Annotated in this window: 9 protein-coding genes and 1 pseudogene; 8 read left to right on the plus strand and 2 right to left on the minus strand. The window is 73.3% G+C overall.

Features of this window, described 5'->3' with window-relative positions; genetic code table 11:
• The first annotated feature begins 19 nt into the window (after window positions 1–19).
• From PV410_RS24765 to PV410_RS24790, 6 genes are read left to right on the plus strand one after another with little or no spacing between them, the layout of a single operon-like run.
• Window positions 20–289, plus strand: coding sequence for a hypothetical protein (locus PV410_RS24765; RefSeq protein ID WP_500327777.1), 270 nt, complete (start codon window positions 20–22; stop codon window positions 287–289).
• Window positions 290–2,152: a S8 family serine peptidase gene (locus PV410_RS24770; RefSeq protein WP_500327778.1), complete on the plus strand. Its 1,863-nt coding sequence runs from the start codon at window positions 290–292 to the stop codon at window positions 2,150–2,152.
• Complete coding sequence (locus PV410_RS24775; RefSeq protein WP_500327779.1) at window positions 2,149–5,436, plus strand: DUF6603 domain-containing protein; 3,288 nt, start codon at window positions 2,149–2,151, stop codon at window positions 5,434–5,436. The genes PV410_RS24770 and PV410_RS24775 overlap by 4 nt, the downstream gene beginning before the upstream one ends.
• Window positions 5,433–7,871 carry a hypothetical protein gene (locus PV410_RS24780; RefSeq protein ID WP_500327780.1) on the plus strand — a complete coding sequence of 813 codons (2,439 nt, stop codon included), beginning with the start codon at window positions 5,433–5,435 and terminating at the stop codon, window positions 7,869–7,871. The genes PV410_RS24775 and PV410_RS24780 overlap by 4 nt, the downstream gene beginning before the upstream one ends.
• Window positions 7,868–12,361: a hypothetical protein gene (locus PV410_RS24785; protein ID WP_500327782.1), complete on the plus strand. Its 4,494-nt coding sequence runs from the start codon at window positions 7,868–7,870 to the stop codon at window positions 12,359–12,361. The genes PV410_RS24780 and PV410_RS24785 overlap by 4 nt, the downstream gene beginning before the upstream one ends.
• Entirely contained in the window at window positions 12,361–13,818 is a 1,458-nt protein-coding gene (locus tag PV410_RS24790; RefSeq protein ID WP_500327783.1) for a hypothetical protein, read from the plus strand. Before PV410_RS24785 ends, PV410_RS24790 begins: the two co-directional genes overlap by 1 nt.
• A 33-nt stretch (window positions 13,819–13,851) precedes the next feature.
• Here PV410_RS24790 and PV410_RS24795 read toward each other — a convergent pair whose 3' ends face one another.
• Together PV410_RS24795 and PV410_RS24800 are read right to left on the minus strand one after the other, a co-directional pair.
• Complete coding sequence (locus PV410_RS24795; protein WP_500327784.1) at window positions 13,852–14,670, minus strand: hypothetical protein; 819 nt, start codon at window positions 14,668–14,670, stop codon at window positions 13,852–13,854.
• A 70-nt stretch (window positions 14,671–14,740) separates the two neighbouring features.
• Window positions 14,741–15,013 (minus strand): annotated as a pseudogene (locus tag PV410_RS24800) (SOS response-associated peptidase); the annotation flags it as partial.
• Between the two features lie 190 nt (window positions 15,014–15,203).
• On the opposite strand from PV410_RS24800, the gene PV410_RS24805 reads away from it, so the two are divergent.
• Window positions 15,204–15,752 (plus strand): endonuclease domain-containing protein, encoded by a 549-nt coding sequence (locus PV410_RS24805; protein WP_500327785.1) that lies wholly within the window; start codon window positions 15,204–15,206, stop codon window positions 15,750–15,752.
• Window positions 15,753–16,024: 272 nt separating this feature from the next.
• A complete protein-coding gene (locus PV410_RS24810) occupies window positions 16,025–17,950 on the plus strand; it encodes a pentapeptide repeat-containing protein (protein ID WP_500327786.1) in 1,926 nt (641 codons plus the stop codon).
• Window positions 17,951–18,145: the final 195 nt, after the last annotated feature.

Here is an 18,145-nt window from a genome sequence, read left to right on the forward strand (position 1 = left end):
TGACCAAGTCCCGTGATGCATGATGATTTCGGTTGACCCGCCGTCGCCCCAGGACGTAGAGGAGATACCCGATGTCTTCGACTGCAATGTCCAGCCGGTCGACCGCGCGTCGGTGTCGATCCCGCAGTTGGACGGGCCCGGCCCGGACGCGTGCGTCAGCGACGGCGACCCGAGCAGCGCGCCGTGCTGGTGCGCGATTGTCCTCGACCGCGCGGACGACGAGGACGACGATGACGGGGTCTTGGACATGACCGTCACCGTGTCCGCCGAGCCACCCGGGCAGCTGTAGGTGACCGGGGACCGCTGCGACGCGGGCCTATTGCGCGAGCTGGAGAGCTGGCGGCACGACGGGAAGCCAGAGCGGAGCGTCGACGTCTTCGTGACGTTCGCGGGGGATCCGGCCGTGCTCACCGCCGCCGGGCTGGAGGTCGGCCACCACGACGGCGAGGTGGCGACCGGCACCGTGCGGCTCGCCAACGTGGCCGCGCTGGAGGCGGTGCCGGGCGTGCGGTGGCTGGCCGCCTCGGCGCGTACGCATCTGCTGATCGACCGCAGCATGCCGGAGATCAAGGCCACCGCCGTGCGCCCCCAGGCCCCGCCGTACTCGGTCGGCGGGACGCCCGGGGTGACCGGCAAGGGCGTGCTGGTCGGCATCCTCGACAACCGGCTCACGGTCACGCATCCGACGTTCACGGTGCCCGGGGTCGTGCCGCCGAAGAGCCGCGTGATCGGCTACTGGGACCAGGTATCCCCCGCGGTCGGCCAGGGGCCGCCCGGCTTCCCGTACGGGGTCTGGTGGGACCAGGCCGCCGTCGCCGACGTGGTCGCGAACAACCTGATGAACGCGATCTGGACCAGTTCGCAGTCCGACCACGGCTCGCACGTGGCAGGCATCGCCGCGGGCAGCGGCGCGGGTGGGGACGCGGGGCTGCCGCCGTTCCGGCTCGTCGGCGTCGCGCCGGAGGCCGACATCGTCTTCGCGAACTCGGCGATGGTGCTGTCCGCCAGGGCCGCCTCCGACGGGCTGCAGTTCGTGTTCGAGCTCGCGGCGCAGCGCGGCCAGCCGTGCGTGGTGAACATGAGCTTCGGCACGCACGAGGGCGCCCGGGACGGCAGCTCGGCGCTGGAGCTCGCGATCGACCGCCTGCTGCACGACGGCGCCGGCAACCCGCTGCCCGGCCGGGCGGTCGTGGTCGCGGCCGGCAACGAGGCCGACATTCGGCGGCACGGCCGTAAGGACATTCCCGCCTTCGGTACCGCCACGTTCCGTCTCGACGTCGAGCCGATCGTGTTCCCGAACGGCTTCGCGCTGCCGGCCGACAACGCAGACGACAACCTCTACCTCTGGTACGACGGCGCCGCGAAGCTGGAGGCGCGAATCTCGCCGCCGCGGTTCAACCCGAGCGCGTGGAACCCGCCGGGCATGACCAGCACGGTGTCGATCGCCGGCACGAAGGTCGCGGTCATCGCCGCGAACGCGGGGCCCGAGCCGAACGGCAAGCGGAAGATCGACTTCTCGCTGCCGGGACCCGTACGGCAGGGGCAGTGGGTGCTGGAACTGCGCGAGACCGCGGGCCACGCGGCGACCGTCGACCTCTGGGTCGAGCGCAGCGACATCGACGGCTATCCGCAGCTGGCGTACGGCGACAGCGTCAAGGAGAACACGATAACCTGCCCGAACTCGGCGCGCGGGGTGATCTCGGTCGGCAACTACACGGCCGAGCCGGGCGACCCGCGGCTCGGCGAGCACTACGGCGAGATCTACTGCTCGTCGAGCTGGGGCATCGACGGCACCTGGGGCGCGACGCCGGACCAGGTCCGCCCGCACGTGGTCGCTCCGGGCCGCAGGATCGTCTCGGCCAGCGTCGGCGCCCCGGTGCACGAGGACTATGTCCGCGGCCGGTTCGCCGGGATCACGCTGCGCCGGCACGTCGTCGAGACCGGCACCAGCCAGGCGGCGCCGCACGTCACCGGCGCGGTGGCGCTGATGTTCCAGAAGAACCCGACGCTGACCTACCGCCAGGTGCGCGACATCCTCGCCGCCACCGCGCGCAAAGACCAGATTCCACCCGAGCTCGTGCTGCCCAACGCGGTGTGGGGCGCCGGCAAGCTGGACGTGGCGGCCGCTCTCGCGGCGACGCCGGCCCCGTGACCGGCCCGGGCTCGCTGGAGCGGGTCGCGTCGCTGCTCGGCAACGCGCTCGGCGCGCTGGGCGGCGCGTTGGCCGACCCCGGCGCCGTGCTGTCCCGGCTCGGCGTCGCGCTCGACGACGAGGTGCTCGCGCCGGCCGGCCCGGCCGCGGCGTCCGTGGTCGCCGCCGCCGTGGACCTCGTCGACGCGGTCGCGGCGCTGGACGTGTCAATCGGCGGCGACGACACGTTCGGCATCACCACCAACGGCGCCGTCGTCGTCGACCGGATCGCCACCGTCCTGTCCGGACTGTCCACCTGGGAGGCCGCGGTCACCGGCGCGCTCGGCTCGCTGGACCCGGCTCGGCGGGCACGCGCCGGCGGCCTACTGTCCGGGCTGCCCGGCCGGGTTCTGTCGCTGGTCGTCGTCGACGGCCTGCGTGCCCGGATGCCGACGCTCTCGGCGGTCCTCACGCTCACCGGCCTGATCGAGGCGCGAGACGTGCCCGGCGACCCGGCGGATCCGGCCTTCCCCTCGTTCGTCTCGTGGACCGTCCACTGGGGACGGATTGGTCGGCTGCTCACCGACCCGCTGTCGCTGCCGCGCGACGCGTACGGGTTCGGGGCGGCCAGCTTCGACGGGACGGTGCTGCTCGGGATGCTCGCCCGGCTCGTCGACGACGGCGACGAGCGCAGCGCCCGGCCGTACGTGACCACCGGCACCGGCGGGATCGGCGCCGTGCTGCAGGCGCCAGGGTTCGTCGTCGCGGTCGAGGGCTCAGACCTGCTGTTCCCGCAGCGGTTCGGGATCCAGGCCGCCTCGACCCGGGACGAGCAGCTCGGCGAGCGGGTCACCGCGACGCTCGGCGTGGCCGGAACGGTGCCTGCCGACGCGATGCTGCGGCTCTCGCCGGACCTCACCGTGTCCGTCACGCCGGCCTCGACGCTGACCGCGAGCGTCACGGTCACCGCCGGCAAGGCGGGCGAGCGCGTGACCGTGCTCGGGCTGACCGGTGTCGCCGGCCTCTCGGTGGAGACCGTGGCCGTCACGATCTCGGTCACCGCGGGCAAGGGCGTCACGGTCGGCGTCACGGCCGCCAGCGCGCGCCTCGACCTCGACCTCGGCGGCGCGGGCGGGCTGCTCAAGGCCCTGCTGCCGAAAGACCTGGCCGCCGGGTTCGACCTGGGCCTCGACCTGTCCGGCGGCGCCGTGCGGGTGCGCGGCGGTGCCGGCCTCGCCGCCTCGTTCCCAGTCCGGCTCTCGCTCGGGGCGGTCGAGGTGACCGCGGTGACCGTTGGCCTCGCGGCGGGCGGCTCCGGCGTACCGGTCGAGCTGTCCGCGAGCCTGCGCACGAGCCTCGGCCCGCTGACGATTCTCGTCGAGCGGATCGGCGTGATCGCGACCCTGGACGCCCCCGCCGGCGGCGGCAACCTCGGTCCGCTGCAGATCGAGGCCGGCTTCCGGCCGCCGAACGGGCTCGGGATCGCGATGGACGCCGGGCCGATCAGCGGCGGCGGGTTCCTCGCGGTCGACGGCAACCGGTACGCCGGGGTGCTGCAGGTCAAGCTGAGCTTCCTGGCGATCACGGCGTACGGGCTGTACGAGCAGACGAACGACGGCTCGCCGTCGTTCGTGGCGGTACTCGGGATCCGGTTCTGGCCGGGGATCCAGCTCGGGTTCGGGTTCGCTATCACCGGCGTCGGCGGCCTCGTCGGCCTGAACCGGCGTGCGGACGTGGACCTGCTCCGGCAGCGGCTCGCGTCCGGCGCCGCGGGCAACGTGCTGTTCTGCGACGACCCGGTCAAGAACGCGCCCACGCTGCTGGGCGACCTCGCCGCGTTCTTCCCCGCGCAGCGCGGGTCGTTCGTGGTCGGGCCGACCTTCCAGCTCAGCTGGGTCGCGCCGATCGTGCGGGTCGACGTGGCGATCCTCATCGAGCTGCCCGGGCCGTCCCGGATCGTGATCCTCGGCTCGGTCAAGGTCATGATCGGGATCGACGAGACGTTCGCGCTGCTCTACCTGCGAATGGACTTCCTCGGCGTCCTGGACTTCGAGCAGAAGTTGATCTCGCTCGACGCGTACCTGGTGAACTCCCACGCGCTCGGTGTCTTCCGGCTCACCGGCGGGATGGCGTTCCGGCTCTCGTACGGCGCGAACCCGTATATTTTGCTGTCCGTCGGGGGCTTCCACCCGCGCTTCGACCCGGGACCGCTGAACCTGCCGGTCATCGCGCGTGTCGGCGCCGTGCTGGACGTGAACGTGGTGGCGCGGATCTACCTGCGCCTGGAGATGTACGTCGCGTTCACCTCGAACACCCTGCAGCTCGGCGCGAAGGTCGAGGCCGGGCTGGAGCTCGGGCCGATCAGCGCGCACGGCTACCTGTCGTTCGACGCGCTGATCCAGTTCCGCCCGTTCGCGTTCGACTTCGCGTTCGCGGCGGGCTTCTCGATCGAGGTCTTCGATGTCTCGCTGTGCAGCGTGGACGTCTCCGGCCGGCTGACCGGTCCCGGGCCGCTGGTCGTGCACGCCGAGGCGAGCGTGCGGCTGCTGTTCGTCAAGGTGTCCGGCAGCGCGACGGTCTCGCTCGGCGGCAACGACGCCGACCGGCCGGCGCCGGTCCCGAGCATCGTGCAGGCGCTGAAGCCCGAGCTGTCCCGGCGGGAGAACCTGCGGGCCGAGGGGGAGGACGTCGACGTCGTACTCAAGCCGGGGATCGCCGTCGACGGCGTGCTGGTCTCGCCGGTGGGCGCGCTGATCTGGGAGCAGAAGCGGGCGCCGCTGGAGACGCTCGTCGACCGCTTCGAGGGCGCGCCGCTGACCGGGAAGGCGCAACTCGCGCTGACCGGGCCGGCCGGCTGGGCGGTCACCGACGAGAGCGACTGGTTCAGCCCCGGCACGTTCACCTCGCTCGACCTCGCGGCCGCGCAGACGATGAACAACGCGACGTTCCAGGTGCTGCGCTCGGGCATCCGGATCGCGAGTGGCGGCGACGCGAAGGCGCCGACGGCCGTGCCGTACTCGCCGAAGATCTCGCTCGTGAAGCGGCCGTCGCCGACCCGGTTCGCGGCGACCGTCGGCTCCTATCTGACGCCGGCGCTGGCGGCGGCACTGTCCGAACGTGACACGACGCCGCGGGTCGAGGCCGGGCTGCCGAAGGTGGCGGTCGTGGCGGAGACGTACGACGTGCACTCCGCCGGCGGCACGACGGTCGCCAGTGGAGAGACGCCGTTCCAGGCGTTCCAGCTGTCCCGGCTGGGACCGGGGCTGGTCGCGACGCCGAGCGCCGACGTGGTGGTGACGCTGTGACCGACCTGACGTTCACCAGCTGGCAGCGCTCGTCGCTCTTCGACCTGGTGCCCGATCCCGCGCCGCACGACGGCCGGCTGGTCGGCTCGCTCGACCTCCGGCTGGACGACCGGCAGCAGCCGGACACCGCGGGCGGCGCGGTGCCGTTCGCGCTCGTCGCGCCGCGGGACGTCGCCGCGCTGAAGCCCGGGGTCGTCGCACGGACCGCGCCCCGGGCGGACGCGCCGGACGCGGAGACCACGAAGCTCGTGCACGTCGACTTCGCCGACCCGGACCTGCCGTGGCGGTACACGCCGCGCAAGGCCGCCGGCGACGTGCTGCCGCCGTGGCTGGTCGTGCTCGTCGGCACGACCGAGGAGCTGCGGGTGGATTCCGGCACGGTCGCGATCCTGCGGCGGTCGGTGCTGGAGAAGCACGATCTGGCCACGTCCGCGTTGTGGGCGCACGTGCAGGACGACGGGCGTACGCGAGCCTCCCGGCTCCTCTCGCCGCGCAGGCTGGACCCGCAGACCGAGTACCGGGCGGTCGTCGTCCCCGCGTTCGACGACGCGGGCGCGCCGGCCTGGGACCTCGCCGGCGGCCGGCAGCCAGCCACGCTGCCGGTCCTGCACTGGTGGCGGTTCTGGACCGCCGAGGAGGGCGACTTCGAGACGCTCGCGTTCGCGATCACCGCGCGGTCGTCCGCGGGGCTGGGGCGGGCGCCGCTGGCGTACCGGAGGGGGCCGGTCGACCTCGGACTGGAGGTCCGCGGCGCGATCACGAACCTCGGCGGCGACCCGGACGGCGCCGACGAGGCAGCCGCGCGGGCGGACCTCGCGGCGTTCGTGGCCGCGGCGCGGGCGCTCGCCGATCCGCTCGGGCGCGGGGTGGTGAGCCTGCCGGACTACGGGCGGCCGTGGGTCACCGGCTCGTCGGCGTGGGCGGACAGGCTGAGCGCCGACCCGCGCTTCCGCGGCACGGCCGGCCTCGGGCTGTGGATGGGCCTGGAGTGGCAGGATGAGCTCGTCGCCGCGGCGGCCGACCAGCTCGGCGCGCTGCCGCTCGCCGGGCACCTCATCGCCCAGCTCGCGCTGGGCCTGCACGCGGCGGGATCGCTGTGGGAGCGGCGGATCCCCGACGACCCCGTACGCCGGATCGACCTGTTCGCGCCGTTGATGCGCCGGCTACGGACGCCGACCGGGACTGCGCTCGACGCGCTGACCGGGCCGGCGAGCCCGCTCGAGGCCGCCCTGTTCTCGTCGGCCGCGCGCCGGATGCTGCGCCGCGGCGCCGCCTGGACGCGGCACACCGCGACCGGCTTCGTGTCCCGGCCCGACCTGATCGCGGCGGCGAACGCCTGCCCGCTGCCGCTTCCGGTGCCGTCCGGGCTGCCGCACGTCGACGAGATCGCCCGCCGGCTCGGGCTGCCGACGCTCGGCGAGCTGCCGCTCGAGCCGCGCCGCGATCCGCCGCCGGTCGGCGAGCACCGGCTGAACGTGGTGGACCTACGCCGGTTCCTCGACCCGCTGCTGCCGCGCGGCAAGATGCCGGAGTGCGCGCCGCCGAACCTCGACGGCGCGGCCGGGGTGGTGAGCGCGGCGATCGACCCGCGCGGTCCGGACGCGCCCCCGGTCCGGCGCGTCCGGTCCCGGGTCAAGGGCCTGCCGCTGCTGACGCTGGAGCCGCCGGAGCTACCGGTGGGCATCGACCTGCCGACGTGGACGCTGCTGCGCGACCGAGCCAAGGAGTGGCTGCTGCCCGGGATCGGCACGCTGCAGAAGCACTCGGTCGTCGCGATGCGGACGAACCCGGCCTTCATCGACGCGTACCTGGTCGGCCTCAACACCCAGTTGCACTGCGAGATGCACTGGCGGAACATGCCGGTCGACCGGCGCTGCACGCCGCTGCGGATGTTCTGGGGGCACGTCGACTTCGAGACCGGGAAGCGGGAGGCGGACATCGTCCCGGTCGAGTCGTGGCCACTCGCCTCGGACCTCGGCGATCTCGGGCACCAGGTCACGCAGCCCGGCGACACGACCGGCAAGCAGGACCTGGTGATCGTGTTCCGGACGGACCTGTTCCGGCGCTACCCGCGCACCCTCGTCTACCTCGTCCGCCCCACGCCGACCGCGGACGCCGCGCTGCTGGCGACGCCGGACTTCTCGTACGCCGCGGCGAACAAGGCCGACCGGCGGTTCCTCGGGCCGATCTTCCAGGGCGCGCTGGCGCCGGACGTCGTGTTCTTCGCGTTCGACGTCGATCCGTCCACACTGGACCAGTTCTGGCTGGTGCTGGACGAGCCGCCGTCGGAGCTGCGGTTCCGGTCGGTGGACGCGGCGGAGAACCCGGTCGGCGGTGGCGCCACGACCGGAGCGACGTTCGCGGCCGCGACCATCGACACGCCGACCCGGGTCGGGTTCGACGGCGACTTCCTCGAGCGGCTGGGGTTGGCATGACGTACGTATCGCGCCGGGACGCCCTGCTGCAGGGCGCCACCGGGACCGCCGCGGACCGGATCGCCGACATCTCGATCCAGCTGGCCGGGGACCTCACGCCCGACTCGCGGGCGGAACTGGAGCAGCGGCTGACGGCCGTCCAGGCCCTCGCCGCCGCGATCGACGCCGAGCGCACGCTGCTGGCGGGCGCGCCGGCCGGCGAGCTCACCGACGAGGCGGCGGAGCGGGCGGTGCTGGCCTGGCTGTGGGGACCGCCGAAGGCGCGCACCGGCGACATCCTCGGCGCGTTCGGCGCCGACGCGGTGCGCGTGCTCGCCGGGACCGCGCCGCCGATGCCCGCACAGGTGAACGCCGCGCTGGCGGTGGTCCGGCAGGAGCGGCCGGGGCCGGAGATCGTGCCGAGCCTGCGGGCGAGGCTCGGCGCCGACGCTTTCGACACGCTGGTGGCGTCCGCCGTACGGACCCGGCTCGAGCTGCCCGCCGCCGAGCGGCCCGTGCTCGTCCGGGACGTGTGCGTGCTGCTGCCCGTACGGCTCGAGACGCTGTTCCGGCAGGACGGTCCGCGGTGGACGATGCTGCTACGGGTCGTGCCGGACGAGGCGTCGATACGCCGGGACGACCCGGTCCCCACCCCGGCCGAGGTCGCGATGCTGACCCAGATGTGGCAGGACACCTGGAACGCACTCACCCCGGCGCAGCGCGCGCTCCCGCCGTCGGACTGGCTGTCGCGCGACCTGTGCCCGCCGGCGTGGGAGCGGTTCTGCCGCCAGGTCGCGCCACCGCGGGCCGCGTGGCTTGTGGGGGCGTACCCGCCCGTGGTCGGCGCCGGCGGCGTGACCGTCGCGGCGCCGGACGCGGCCGAGCACACCACGCCGCCGAACCGGGTCGGCGGCTTCCCCCCGTCGCTGGAGGTGTGGTGCTCGTTCGGCGCCGGCGACCCCGTGCTGGTCGGATCGTCCCCTGTGGACACCTCGGCGCTGGTCTTCGACGTGGTCGGCGCCCGCGCGGAGGCCGACGGCACGGTCGTCGAGCAGGCCGACCGCTGGTGGGTGTCCTGGCAGGCCGCCAAGGACGTCGGCCTCGGCCTGGAGATCGCACTGCCGGACGGGCGCGGGCCGGACGACATCGGCGTGCTCTACGTGGTCGGGGTCGGCGACGAGGAGCCGGCCGGGCACCTGCGGGCGCAGGCCGACGCCGGCGAGCTGGCGCTGCTGCCGCTCGGCGCGCCCACCAACGCCGTGGACGGCCAGCAGGCCGCGAGCCTCGGCACCGACCCGGGGGAGTGGCGGGACACCGCGGCGTTCCGGGTCGAGGGCATCCGGGTCAACCCGCTCGCGCGGCCGCTGACCGGTGCGCCCGACTCGCTCCCGGCGGTGCCCGGCTCGGCGGGGACCCTCGACCAGCTGCTCGTTCGGGCGCTGTGGCCGGCGCTGTGGGGGCACCAGTTGCGCGAGGTGTGGGGGATGCGCGAGGACGCCGACCGGCTCGGCGCCTGGGCCGCGGACCACCTGCGGCCGGAGGGGCCGCTGCCGCCCGTACGGATCGCCGAGCAGCCGTACGGGCTGTTGCCCGCCTCGGTGATGACCGGCTGGCGGATCTCGGCGGAGGAGGGCGAGCTCGCGGCGTGCGAGGAGCGGATGCTCGCACCGCTGCTCGTCCTACGCGACGCACTCGCCGCCGGCGCGCGCGGGCACGGCACCGCGGTCGGCGCGGACACCGCCGGGCTGCTCGAGATCTTGGGCCGGGACGCGGTCTCCGCCGGATACGCGCACCGGCTGTTGCTCCCGGCCACGCTCTGGGCCGCGCTGTGGAACGCGACGACCGGCGTCGAGGCCGACCGGTTCGCCGAGGAGGTGCGGGCCGCCTTCGAGCCCGCCGTGAACCTGCTCGGGCGGGAGCCGGCGCGGGAGTACCTCGCTGCGACCGAGGCCGACCGGCTCACGCTGCCGCTGGTCGCGCCGACCCGGTGGCCGTCGTGGTTCTACGAGCCCGGCCGGGTCGACGAGAACGGCAACTCGGTGCCGGCGATGACCGTCGAGGACGGCCTCGCGCGGCTGGTCAAGACGCTGCTCGACGAGCGGCCCGGCCCGTGGGACCGGGCCATCGAGGCGTGGCGCGAGCTGCTGCCCGACAGCCTGCTCGTCCGGCTGCTGCTGCACTCGGTGATGCTGGCGGTCGCCGCGGTGGCCCGCGTGAACGCCGGCTCGGGCGACCCGCTGCTGGAGCCGGAGATCGGCTCGACCGGCAACCCGACGCTGCTGCGCTCGCTCGGCCAGGCCTGGTCGCCCGGCGACCCGGACGACCACGCGGCCGGCTTCGTGCTGCGGGTGCACCGCGACGGCCTGGCCCGGCTGTACGAGCTGCTCCGCGAGCCGCCGCCGGACCTGCTGTCCGACGTGGAGCGTGCGCTGCGGTCCACTCTGGACACCGCGACCCACCGCGCCGACCCGTGGCTCACCGGGATGGCGGCGCGCCGGCTCGACCTGCTCGCCGCGAAGCCGGACACCCGGTACCGGCTCGGCGTGTACGGCTGGGTGGACGGGCCGATGCTCGGCACGCCAGGCCCGACCGAGGGCGGGCTGCTGCACGCACCGTCGCACGCGCAGGCGCTGACTGCGGTCGTGCTGCGGGACAAGCAGGTCACCGACCGGCTCACCGATCCCGCCAGCCGCGACCTGTGGTCGATGCAGCTGGAGTCCGATCGGATCCGGCTCGCTGAGGAGATGGCCGAGGAGGTCCGGATCGGGGCGCACCTGCACGAGGCGCTCGGCCGGCAGGTGGAGCGGATCGTCGGTACCCGCGCCGGTGTGGACGCGCTGCGCTCGCAGTTCCCGATGCGCGGTGGGCAGGCGGAACCCGGCCGGGTCTGCTCAGGGCTCGCCGCGCTGACCGCCCTGCTGTCCGCCGCGCCGCCACTGCCGGTCTCCCCGGCGCAGAAGGAGCTGCTGGAGGGGCTGCGGGACGCGCTCGACGCGTACGGGGACCTGCTGGTCGCGGAGGCCGTGCACCAGGTCGTGACCGGCCGGGCGGACCTCGCCGGCGCGGCGATGGACGCCGCCGCGGGGCTTGGCGCGCCGCCGACGCTCGCGTTCACCGAGACCCCGCTGGCCGCCGACGGGCTCACGTCCGCGGTGGTGGCCGCGGTGCCCTACGTGGCGCCGCTCGCCGGTGACGGAGTCGCGCCCGCTCTCATCGCGGACGCCTCGGTGGCCGCGGCGGTCGCGGCGGCGACGGGCCCCGCCTCGGCGTGGACCTGGGGCACGGTCACGCTCTCCGACCTCGGGCTCGCGCCGGAGGACACGCTCGTGCTGTCGCCGGACCTGCTTTCGGCGATGGCGGCGTACCGGCTGGGTGCCCCGCCGGACGGCGGCACCGGACCGGGCTGGCAGCGGCGCGCCCGCGACCTCGTGCACGCGCTCGGCAGCCAGCCGGCGCTCGCGAGCGACGTCGCGAATACCGAGGACTCCGCCGGCGTCGCCGCCCTCGACGCCGCGATCCTCGCCGACCTGCGCACCCGGTACGCCGAGCTGCGCGACGAGGCGCAGCGGACGGTGGACGCGCTGGCCGCGGCGGCCGACACGCCGTCCCGGGTGGCGGCGCTGCGCCGGGCGCTGCGGTGGGGGGTCACGCCGATGGTCGGCGAGACCGAGCAGTCGGCGTTCCTGGCCGCGCTGCTCGACGGCGTCGAGCCGGCCGACGCGGGGCTGCTGCCGTCGCTCGCCGGCCGCGCCCACGACGCGCTCGCCGCCCGACTGCAGGCCGCACCGCCGATCGGCGCGCGGGAGCCGGTCGGCCGCGCGATCGCCGAGCTCGCCGCGCGCGAGGGCCAGTTGGCCGTGCTGTCCGTGGTGCCGCTCGGCACGCTGCGCGAGCTCAGCGGGCTTACCGCTGCCGCTGACCCGGGGCTCGACGAGGAGTGGCTGCCGGTCGTCGCGGCGGTCCGGCCGCACGTCGCCCGGCTGGAGGCCGTGCAACTCGCCGCGCTCGTCGGGGATGCACCGTCCCTGGCGCCGACCTCGAGCGCGCCAGGCGACCACTGGCGTACGACGGCGCTGGCCGGCTTGCGGGCCGCGCGGACCGCGCCGGGCGGGAACCCGCGCGCGGCGCTGCCGCGGTTCGTCGCCGGCTACGGGCTCGGGGACGTGTGGTCGGCACAGCCCGACGCGCTGGTGGCGACCGGGCTCGTGGACAGCTGGAGCGAGTCGGTGCCGCGGTCCCGGCAAACCACGACGGCCGCGTTCGGGTTCAACGCGCCGGCCGCTAGGCCGCCGCAGGCGATCCTGCTGGCGGTGCCGCCCGATCTCTCGGCGTCGTACGGGGTGGGAGCCACGACCGAGGGGCTCGTCGCGGTGCTCGTGGACACCCGGCGGCTCGCACACGCGCGGGCCGGGCGGGCCGAGCACCTCGGCGGGCTGCAGGCCGCCGTGCCGACCGTGCTGCTGGAGGGCACCGGACAGACCGGGTTCAAGGTCGAAGGGACGTCGTTCTGATGGCCGACCGCTATGACGTCCACCGCCGGATCGAACCCGACCCGACCCGGCGGTCGCTGGCCGCTGGCTTCGCCGCGGGCGTGCACGACCCGGTGTGGTTCCTGTCCCGGCAGTGGCAGATGGGCGAGCATCAGGGCGAGAACGCGACCACGCCGGTGCTCGTGACGTTCTCGGCGTCGTCGTCGCCGGTGCAGCCCGCGCCGGACGACCCGGCCGGCGATCCGGCGGTGGTGCCGGCCGAGGCGCTCGTCGAGTCCGAAATGGACAGCTGGTGGACGCTGGGACGGCGAGTGCGGGTGGGTGCCGCGCTGGGCCTCGATCCGTCTGCTGTCAACCCTGCGTACTTGCTGGTCGATCCGCCGCCGCCGTACGAGGGGCTGGCCGGTGCGCTCGACGGGCTCGCCGCCTGGCGGGACCCCGAGCCGCTGGGGCTCACCGCGGCGGACTTCGCCGGGATCCCCGGTGTGCCGCCGTTCCGGTGGGACCCGGCGGAGCTGGTCTACACGGCCGAGTTCCCGGTGGGGGACACGACGCTCGCGCTGCCGCGGCACCGGGGCGGGCGGGTCGACTGGTTCTCCGGGTCCGCCGCGGGGCCGGTGTCGCTCGCCGCGGCGGCCGAACGGCGTGCGTACCCGGTAGCGCTGCACTACCCCGGCGCGCCGAACAGCCGGTTCTGGGAGATCGAGGACGCGGCGGTCGACATCGGCGGCTACCCGCCGGACAGCAGCCACGTCGCGACCACGCTGCTGCTGGAGCTGATCTCGACGCACGGCGACGACTGGTTCGTGTTCCCCGTCGACGCGGCCGCCGGGTCCGTGCTCACGCTGCCGTCGGTCCTCGTGACCGACTCCTTCGGTGACTCGTACGCGGTGGCGCCGCCGCCGGACTGGTACCTCTTCCGGACCTCCGGGCTCTCGCCGTCCTCACTCGTCGTGTGGCTGCGGGCGGTCACGCCCGTCGAGGGAGAGCCGGTCGAGGAGGTGCTGCTGGGCCTGGACGAGTACGCGAACCTGATGTGGGCGGTCGAGCGGCGGCTCGACGGCCACGCGGTGCCGGCGCAGCCGCCGGCGCCCGTGCCGCAGCACGTGGAGCCCCCGTCCTACGTGTACGCCGCCGGGCAGGACGCGGCCGCGCACTGGCACCCGTACGAGGTCGACGACCGGCGCCGCTTCGTGCAGCGTCGGCTGGCCGACCTGTCTGGTCCCGACCCGGTCCTCCTGCCGGCGGCCGCCGCCGAGGTGCTGCGCGTCCGCGGTCCCGGCGGCGAGACCGTCCACGAGATCGAGCCGGCCACGATCCCGTCGATCGGCGTCACGTTGACCCGCCGCCACCGCTTGGCGCGCGACACCTCCGGCGCCCCGATCCTCTGGTCCCAGCGACAGCGCACCCCGTTCCTCCGCCCACCCACGAGAGCGACCCGCTTCGATGTCCTGAGCGAGGACCGCCCCCAGGGATAGGGCCGCTCAGGGGCGGGGCGGCCGAGCCCAGGGTCAGCTCGACGGCGTGCTTCCACTGGGAGTACTCGGCTTCGCGGACCGCCGGTCCACGGCGGCTGATGCGGCCAGGCCGACCTCGGTGATCGTGGCGGTGTTGCGGCCCCACAGGCGGCCGTCAGCGTCCTTTGTGAGGTCATCCGTCCGGAGCTGGAGGTAGCGGGTGTAGGGATGTCCGTGGACGTGGCCGCTGCCTATCCGCCACAAGTACATGGCGTACTCCTGCTCCGGCGTGCCGGCCAGAGCCGCTGACGCAGCCTTTTTGATCACGTCGGTGGCCACCAGCGAGAGCTTGCGAGCCCTGGCCGGGTCACAGCCGATCGACTCGGCAGCCGCCGCGACCTCGTCCAGCCGGTTCGACAGCCTGTCGCGGAGTGCGCTGAGCTCAGTTGCCTGTTCCGGGGTGGTCGGCGAGAGTGCGCCGATCGCCTTCCGCTGCTCGGCGTAGTTCGCCGCGGCGGCAGCGAGGGCGCGCGTCTGCCGTTCCGTCCGCCTACGCGGGTCCAAGACCCAGACAGCCTGGGCGGCGCCCAGCAGACCAGCTCGCAGGGTCGTGAAGTAGGCCGCCGGATAGAGGGTCTGTGTCTTGGCCATGGCGGTCAGAGCAAAGTCCAAGTGCTCCACCGCAGTGATCAGTCCGTGCCAGGCCACACTGGACACCGGATGATCCGGAAACAACTTGTCGTCGCCGGACAGACTGCTACCCGGCTCCACCCGTGCTGGCCCGCTGTCGTCCCCGCTCGTACGTTTCGCCCACAGCTCGACGGCGCTCTTCATCCGGCCCAGTCGGGCTTCCCACGATGCATGTTCCGACATGGCCGGAGGTTAGCGATCCGCAGGTTCGAGGGGCCAGGCAATTCTGCACGCGACGGACGGAGGCGCTCCTTCAGGCAAGAGTCTCGGCGTCCAGGAGGTAGGGCCCGTTGTTCCGGACGCTGTTGACGGTCGTGCCTACGGGCCGGAACGACAGCTGACCATCCGCGGGCGCGGTCAGCAGGGCGCGGAGTTCGTCGGGGTCCTGGTGCTCGGGGTCGAGCCAGGCGTCGTAGTCGGCGGCATCGGTGGTGATGATCGTGCAGGTGGCCAGCCAGGCGCCCGGGTCGTCGTCACCGGCGACCTCCTTGTTCCGCCACCACTCGTACAGGCCCGCGAAGGCCATGCGTGGAAGCGTCGTAGTGTCCAGGCATGAGTATTTACGTGAGGACGCGACGGCGGTACGACAGGTGGGCGTGACCTCCCTCCTGGCTATCGCATTTCCCGTGCCCAGCCGACCTGCGAGGCCGATCCCCCGGTACATCACCGACGCTCTCGCTCTCGCGGCAGCCAGTCATCACCCTCCAGCCGCCCCGATGGGCGCGGACTATCAGCGACGCCCGATCGGTGGGCCGTCACAGTGCCAGGACGCCGGCCGCTACTGGGGCCCGTTCCATACCCGGCCGCCACGCGCACCTAGGCGTCCCTGGCAAGGGCCCCTGACCGAGAGCTGGCCGCACCCGGGCCGGGTTCCCCACTGGTACGTGTGGTGGCGTCTGTTCGGCGACCAGGACGGCCGTTGCGCTACTTGCCCCGGCCCTGCAGAGGTCGTCGACCACGATCACCGCACGGGCTTGGTGCGTGGGCTGCTGTGCTACGACTGCAATCACACTGAGGCCGTTCACAGTCGCGAGGTCGCCCTCGGCCTTCACCGCTTTGACCGATGCTGGTTCCAGACGTACTGGGACACCCCGCCCGGCCAGTCGTTCGGCTGGTACTGGCCGCACGAGTCCCGTTCCACAACCGACTACTTCCTCCCCCGCCCTCCATCCTGGGCAGATCGACCGCAGAGCCCGAGAAGGTGCCGCCGCCGCTGCCCTGAGCTGACGCGAGCGCTCCTCGGCGACGGAGCGTTCGGCGGATGACGCGCGCTCGTTGTGCGCCTCGCCGTCGTCGATGTGATTGTGGCCGCCGCCGCGGCCCAGCCTGGCCGCGGGCTGAAGGGCTGAGCGGCGCCGAACCCCTACACGCAGGCCGCAACTACTCGGTGCCGGCCTTCCTACGGGTTAGTTAGGCATCTACGGCATCTTCGAAGCGTGGGAGCGTCCCCCCGACGCTTTCGTCACCGTCGAGCCTGAACCGTTCCCGACCCCAGGGGCGTCCATACGGGCACCCTGAAACCTGGAGCCGCTGCACCATGAGCACATCCGAACCACCACCCTGGCCGCACTGCGCACACGGTGCCGACCCTGCTGCCAACCCCGTTGGGTGCTACGGCATCCACGTCCCCGGCCACACCGCATGCCTCGCCCATCTTGCCGACGCGGACCGTGACGCCTACCTAGCCGCCCTGACTCCAGGCTCCGACATCGACCACCGCGGCACCAACTTCACCGCATCCCTCCTCAACGCCTTACTCAACGCCCTCCGTGACCCCGCAACCGGTAACGCCCGCATAGGCACGAGCATGTTCGGGGCGGCGACCTTCGAGGGCGGTGCCGGGTTCGGGGCGGCGACCTTCGAGGGCGACGCCTCGTTCGAGTCGGCGACCTTCGAGGGCGACGCCTGGTTCAGGTCGGTAATCTTCGAGGGCGGCGCCTGGTTCTTGTCGGCGACCTTCAAGGGCGACGCCTCGTTCGAGTCGGCGACCTTCAAGGGCGACACCAGGTTCAGGTCGGCGACCTTCAAGGGCCTCGCCGGGTTCGAGTCGGCGACCTTCAAGGGCGACACCAGGTTCGAGTCGGCGACCTTCAAGGGCGGTGCCGGGTTCGAGTCGGCGACCTTCAAGGGCGACACCAGGTTCGAGTCGGCGACCTTCAAGGGCGGTGCCGGGTTCGAGTCGGCGACCTTCAAGGGCCTCGCCTGGTTCGGGTCGGCGACCTTCGAGGGCGGTGCCGGGTTCGAGTCGGCGACCTTCAAGGGCCTCGCCTGGTTCGGGTCGGCGACCTTCGAGGGCGACGCCTGGTTCGGGTTGGCGACCTTCAAGGGCGACGCCTGGTTCGAGTCGGCGGTGTTTGTGGAGGCTGACAGCCTGGGGCCGGTGGCCTGTGCTGGGCGGGTTGTGCTGTCCGGCGCGAAGTTCGTCAGTCCGGTGACTCTTTCGTTTGCTACCCGCCGTCTGGAGTGTCGTCGTACTCGCTGGTCATCGACAGCGGAGATCCGCCTGCGTTATGCCACGGTGGATGTCGCTCATGCAGTGTTCGAGTACCCCGTCACGATCGCTGCAGAAGCCGAACCGTTCGTCCTTGCCGACGGCGAACAACTGGCGTGCGATCCCTTTCCGGGCGAGCCTGACGCCGGGGTGCGGTTGGCGTCGCTGCGTGGGGTGGATGCGGCCCATCTGGTACTGGCCGACGTCGATCTGTCGGGGTGCCTGTTCGCCGGCACGGTCCACCTGGACCAACTTCGTCTGGAGGGGGCCTGCACGTTCGACACGGCTCCGCGCGCCGTGCACCGGCGGCGCTGGCCGCCCGTGCACTTCACCGCGCGGCGAGTCCTGGCTGAGGAACACCACTGGCGCGCCAGCCAGCCGGGGGCGGTACGGGGGTGGAACGTGGCAGTCCTCGGCGCCGGGCGCACTGGACCGTTGCAGCTGGCTCCTGTGTACCGGGCTTTGCGTAAAGCCTTCGAGGACGGCAAGCACGAGCCGGGAGCTGCGGACTTCTACTACGGGGAGATGGAGATGCGCCGCCACGCCGACGACATCCCCCGCAGTGAGCGAGGGCTGCTGACCGGCTACTGGGCGCTGTCAGGCTACGGTCTGCGCGCCTTCAGGGCCCTGGCGTGGCTCGGGGCGGCCATGCTCCTCACCATTGTCATGCTGATGGCCGTCGGTCTCGCCCAGGAAACCCCGAAGCAGACGGCGACCGGCACCGTCCCGGCTGGCGGGGGCAAGGTCACCTTCGAGATCGACAAGGACGATCCCCAGAACCCCACCGGCAAGCGGTTCACCGGCAAGCGCTTTGAGAAATCCCTGAATGTCACCCTCAACTCGGTGGTGTTCCGCTCTTCCGGCCAGGACCTGACCACCACCGGCACCTACATCGAGATGGTCTCCCGCCTGACCGAGCCCGTCCTGCTGGGCCTGGCCGTCCTCGCCGTCCGCAACCGCGTCAAACGCTGACCACCCTGCGCCGGCCGTGCGGAACCCCGCGAACGCTTCCGACCGAACTGACCGCGTGCCTCACTTGCCTGCGCCTGGCACCAGTCACTGAACTGGAAAAAGGCGCCCAGAACCGCAGATAAGCACCGTTGCCCGTCCGACCGCCAGGCGTGTTGTCCCGCGAATTCGTGCGGGGCAGCGCACGGGCCTGAAAGA

This window comes from Streptomyces sp. PA03-5A (assembly GCF_033792725.1).
Classification (GTDB): domain Bacteria; phylum Actinomycetota; class Actinomycetes; order Streptomycetales; family Streptomycetaceae; genus Actinacidiphila.

What these genes read in the sequence shown, in the direction of transcription:
- PV410_RS24810 (WP_500327786.1), top strand. Translation starts at nt 16,025, where the DNA reads ATGAGCACATCCGAACCACCACCCTGGCCGCACTGCGCACACGGTGCC.
- PV410_RS24765 (WP_500327777.1), top strand. Translation starts at nt 20, where the DNA reads ATGATGATTTCGGTTGACCCGCCGTCGCCCCAGGACGTAGAGGAGATA.
- PV410_RS24795 (WP_500327784.1), bottom strand. Translation starts at nt 14,670, where the DNA reads ATGTCGGAACATGCATCGTGGGAAGCCCGACTGGGCCGGATGAAGAGC.
- PV410_RS24805 (WP_500327785.1), top strand. Translation starts at nt 15,204, where the DNA reads ATGGGCGCGGACTATCAGCGACGCCCGATCGGTGGGCCGTCACAGTGC.
- PV410_RS24790 (WP_500327783.1), top strand. Translation starts at nt 12,361, where the DNA reads ATGGCCGACCGCTATGACGTCCACCGCCGGATCGAACCCGACCCGACC.
- PV410_RS24785 (WP_500327782.1), top strand. Translation starts at nt 7,868, where the DNA reads ATGACGTACGTATCGCGCCGGGACGCCCTGCTGCAGGGCGCCACCGGG.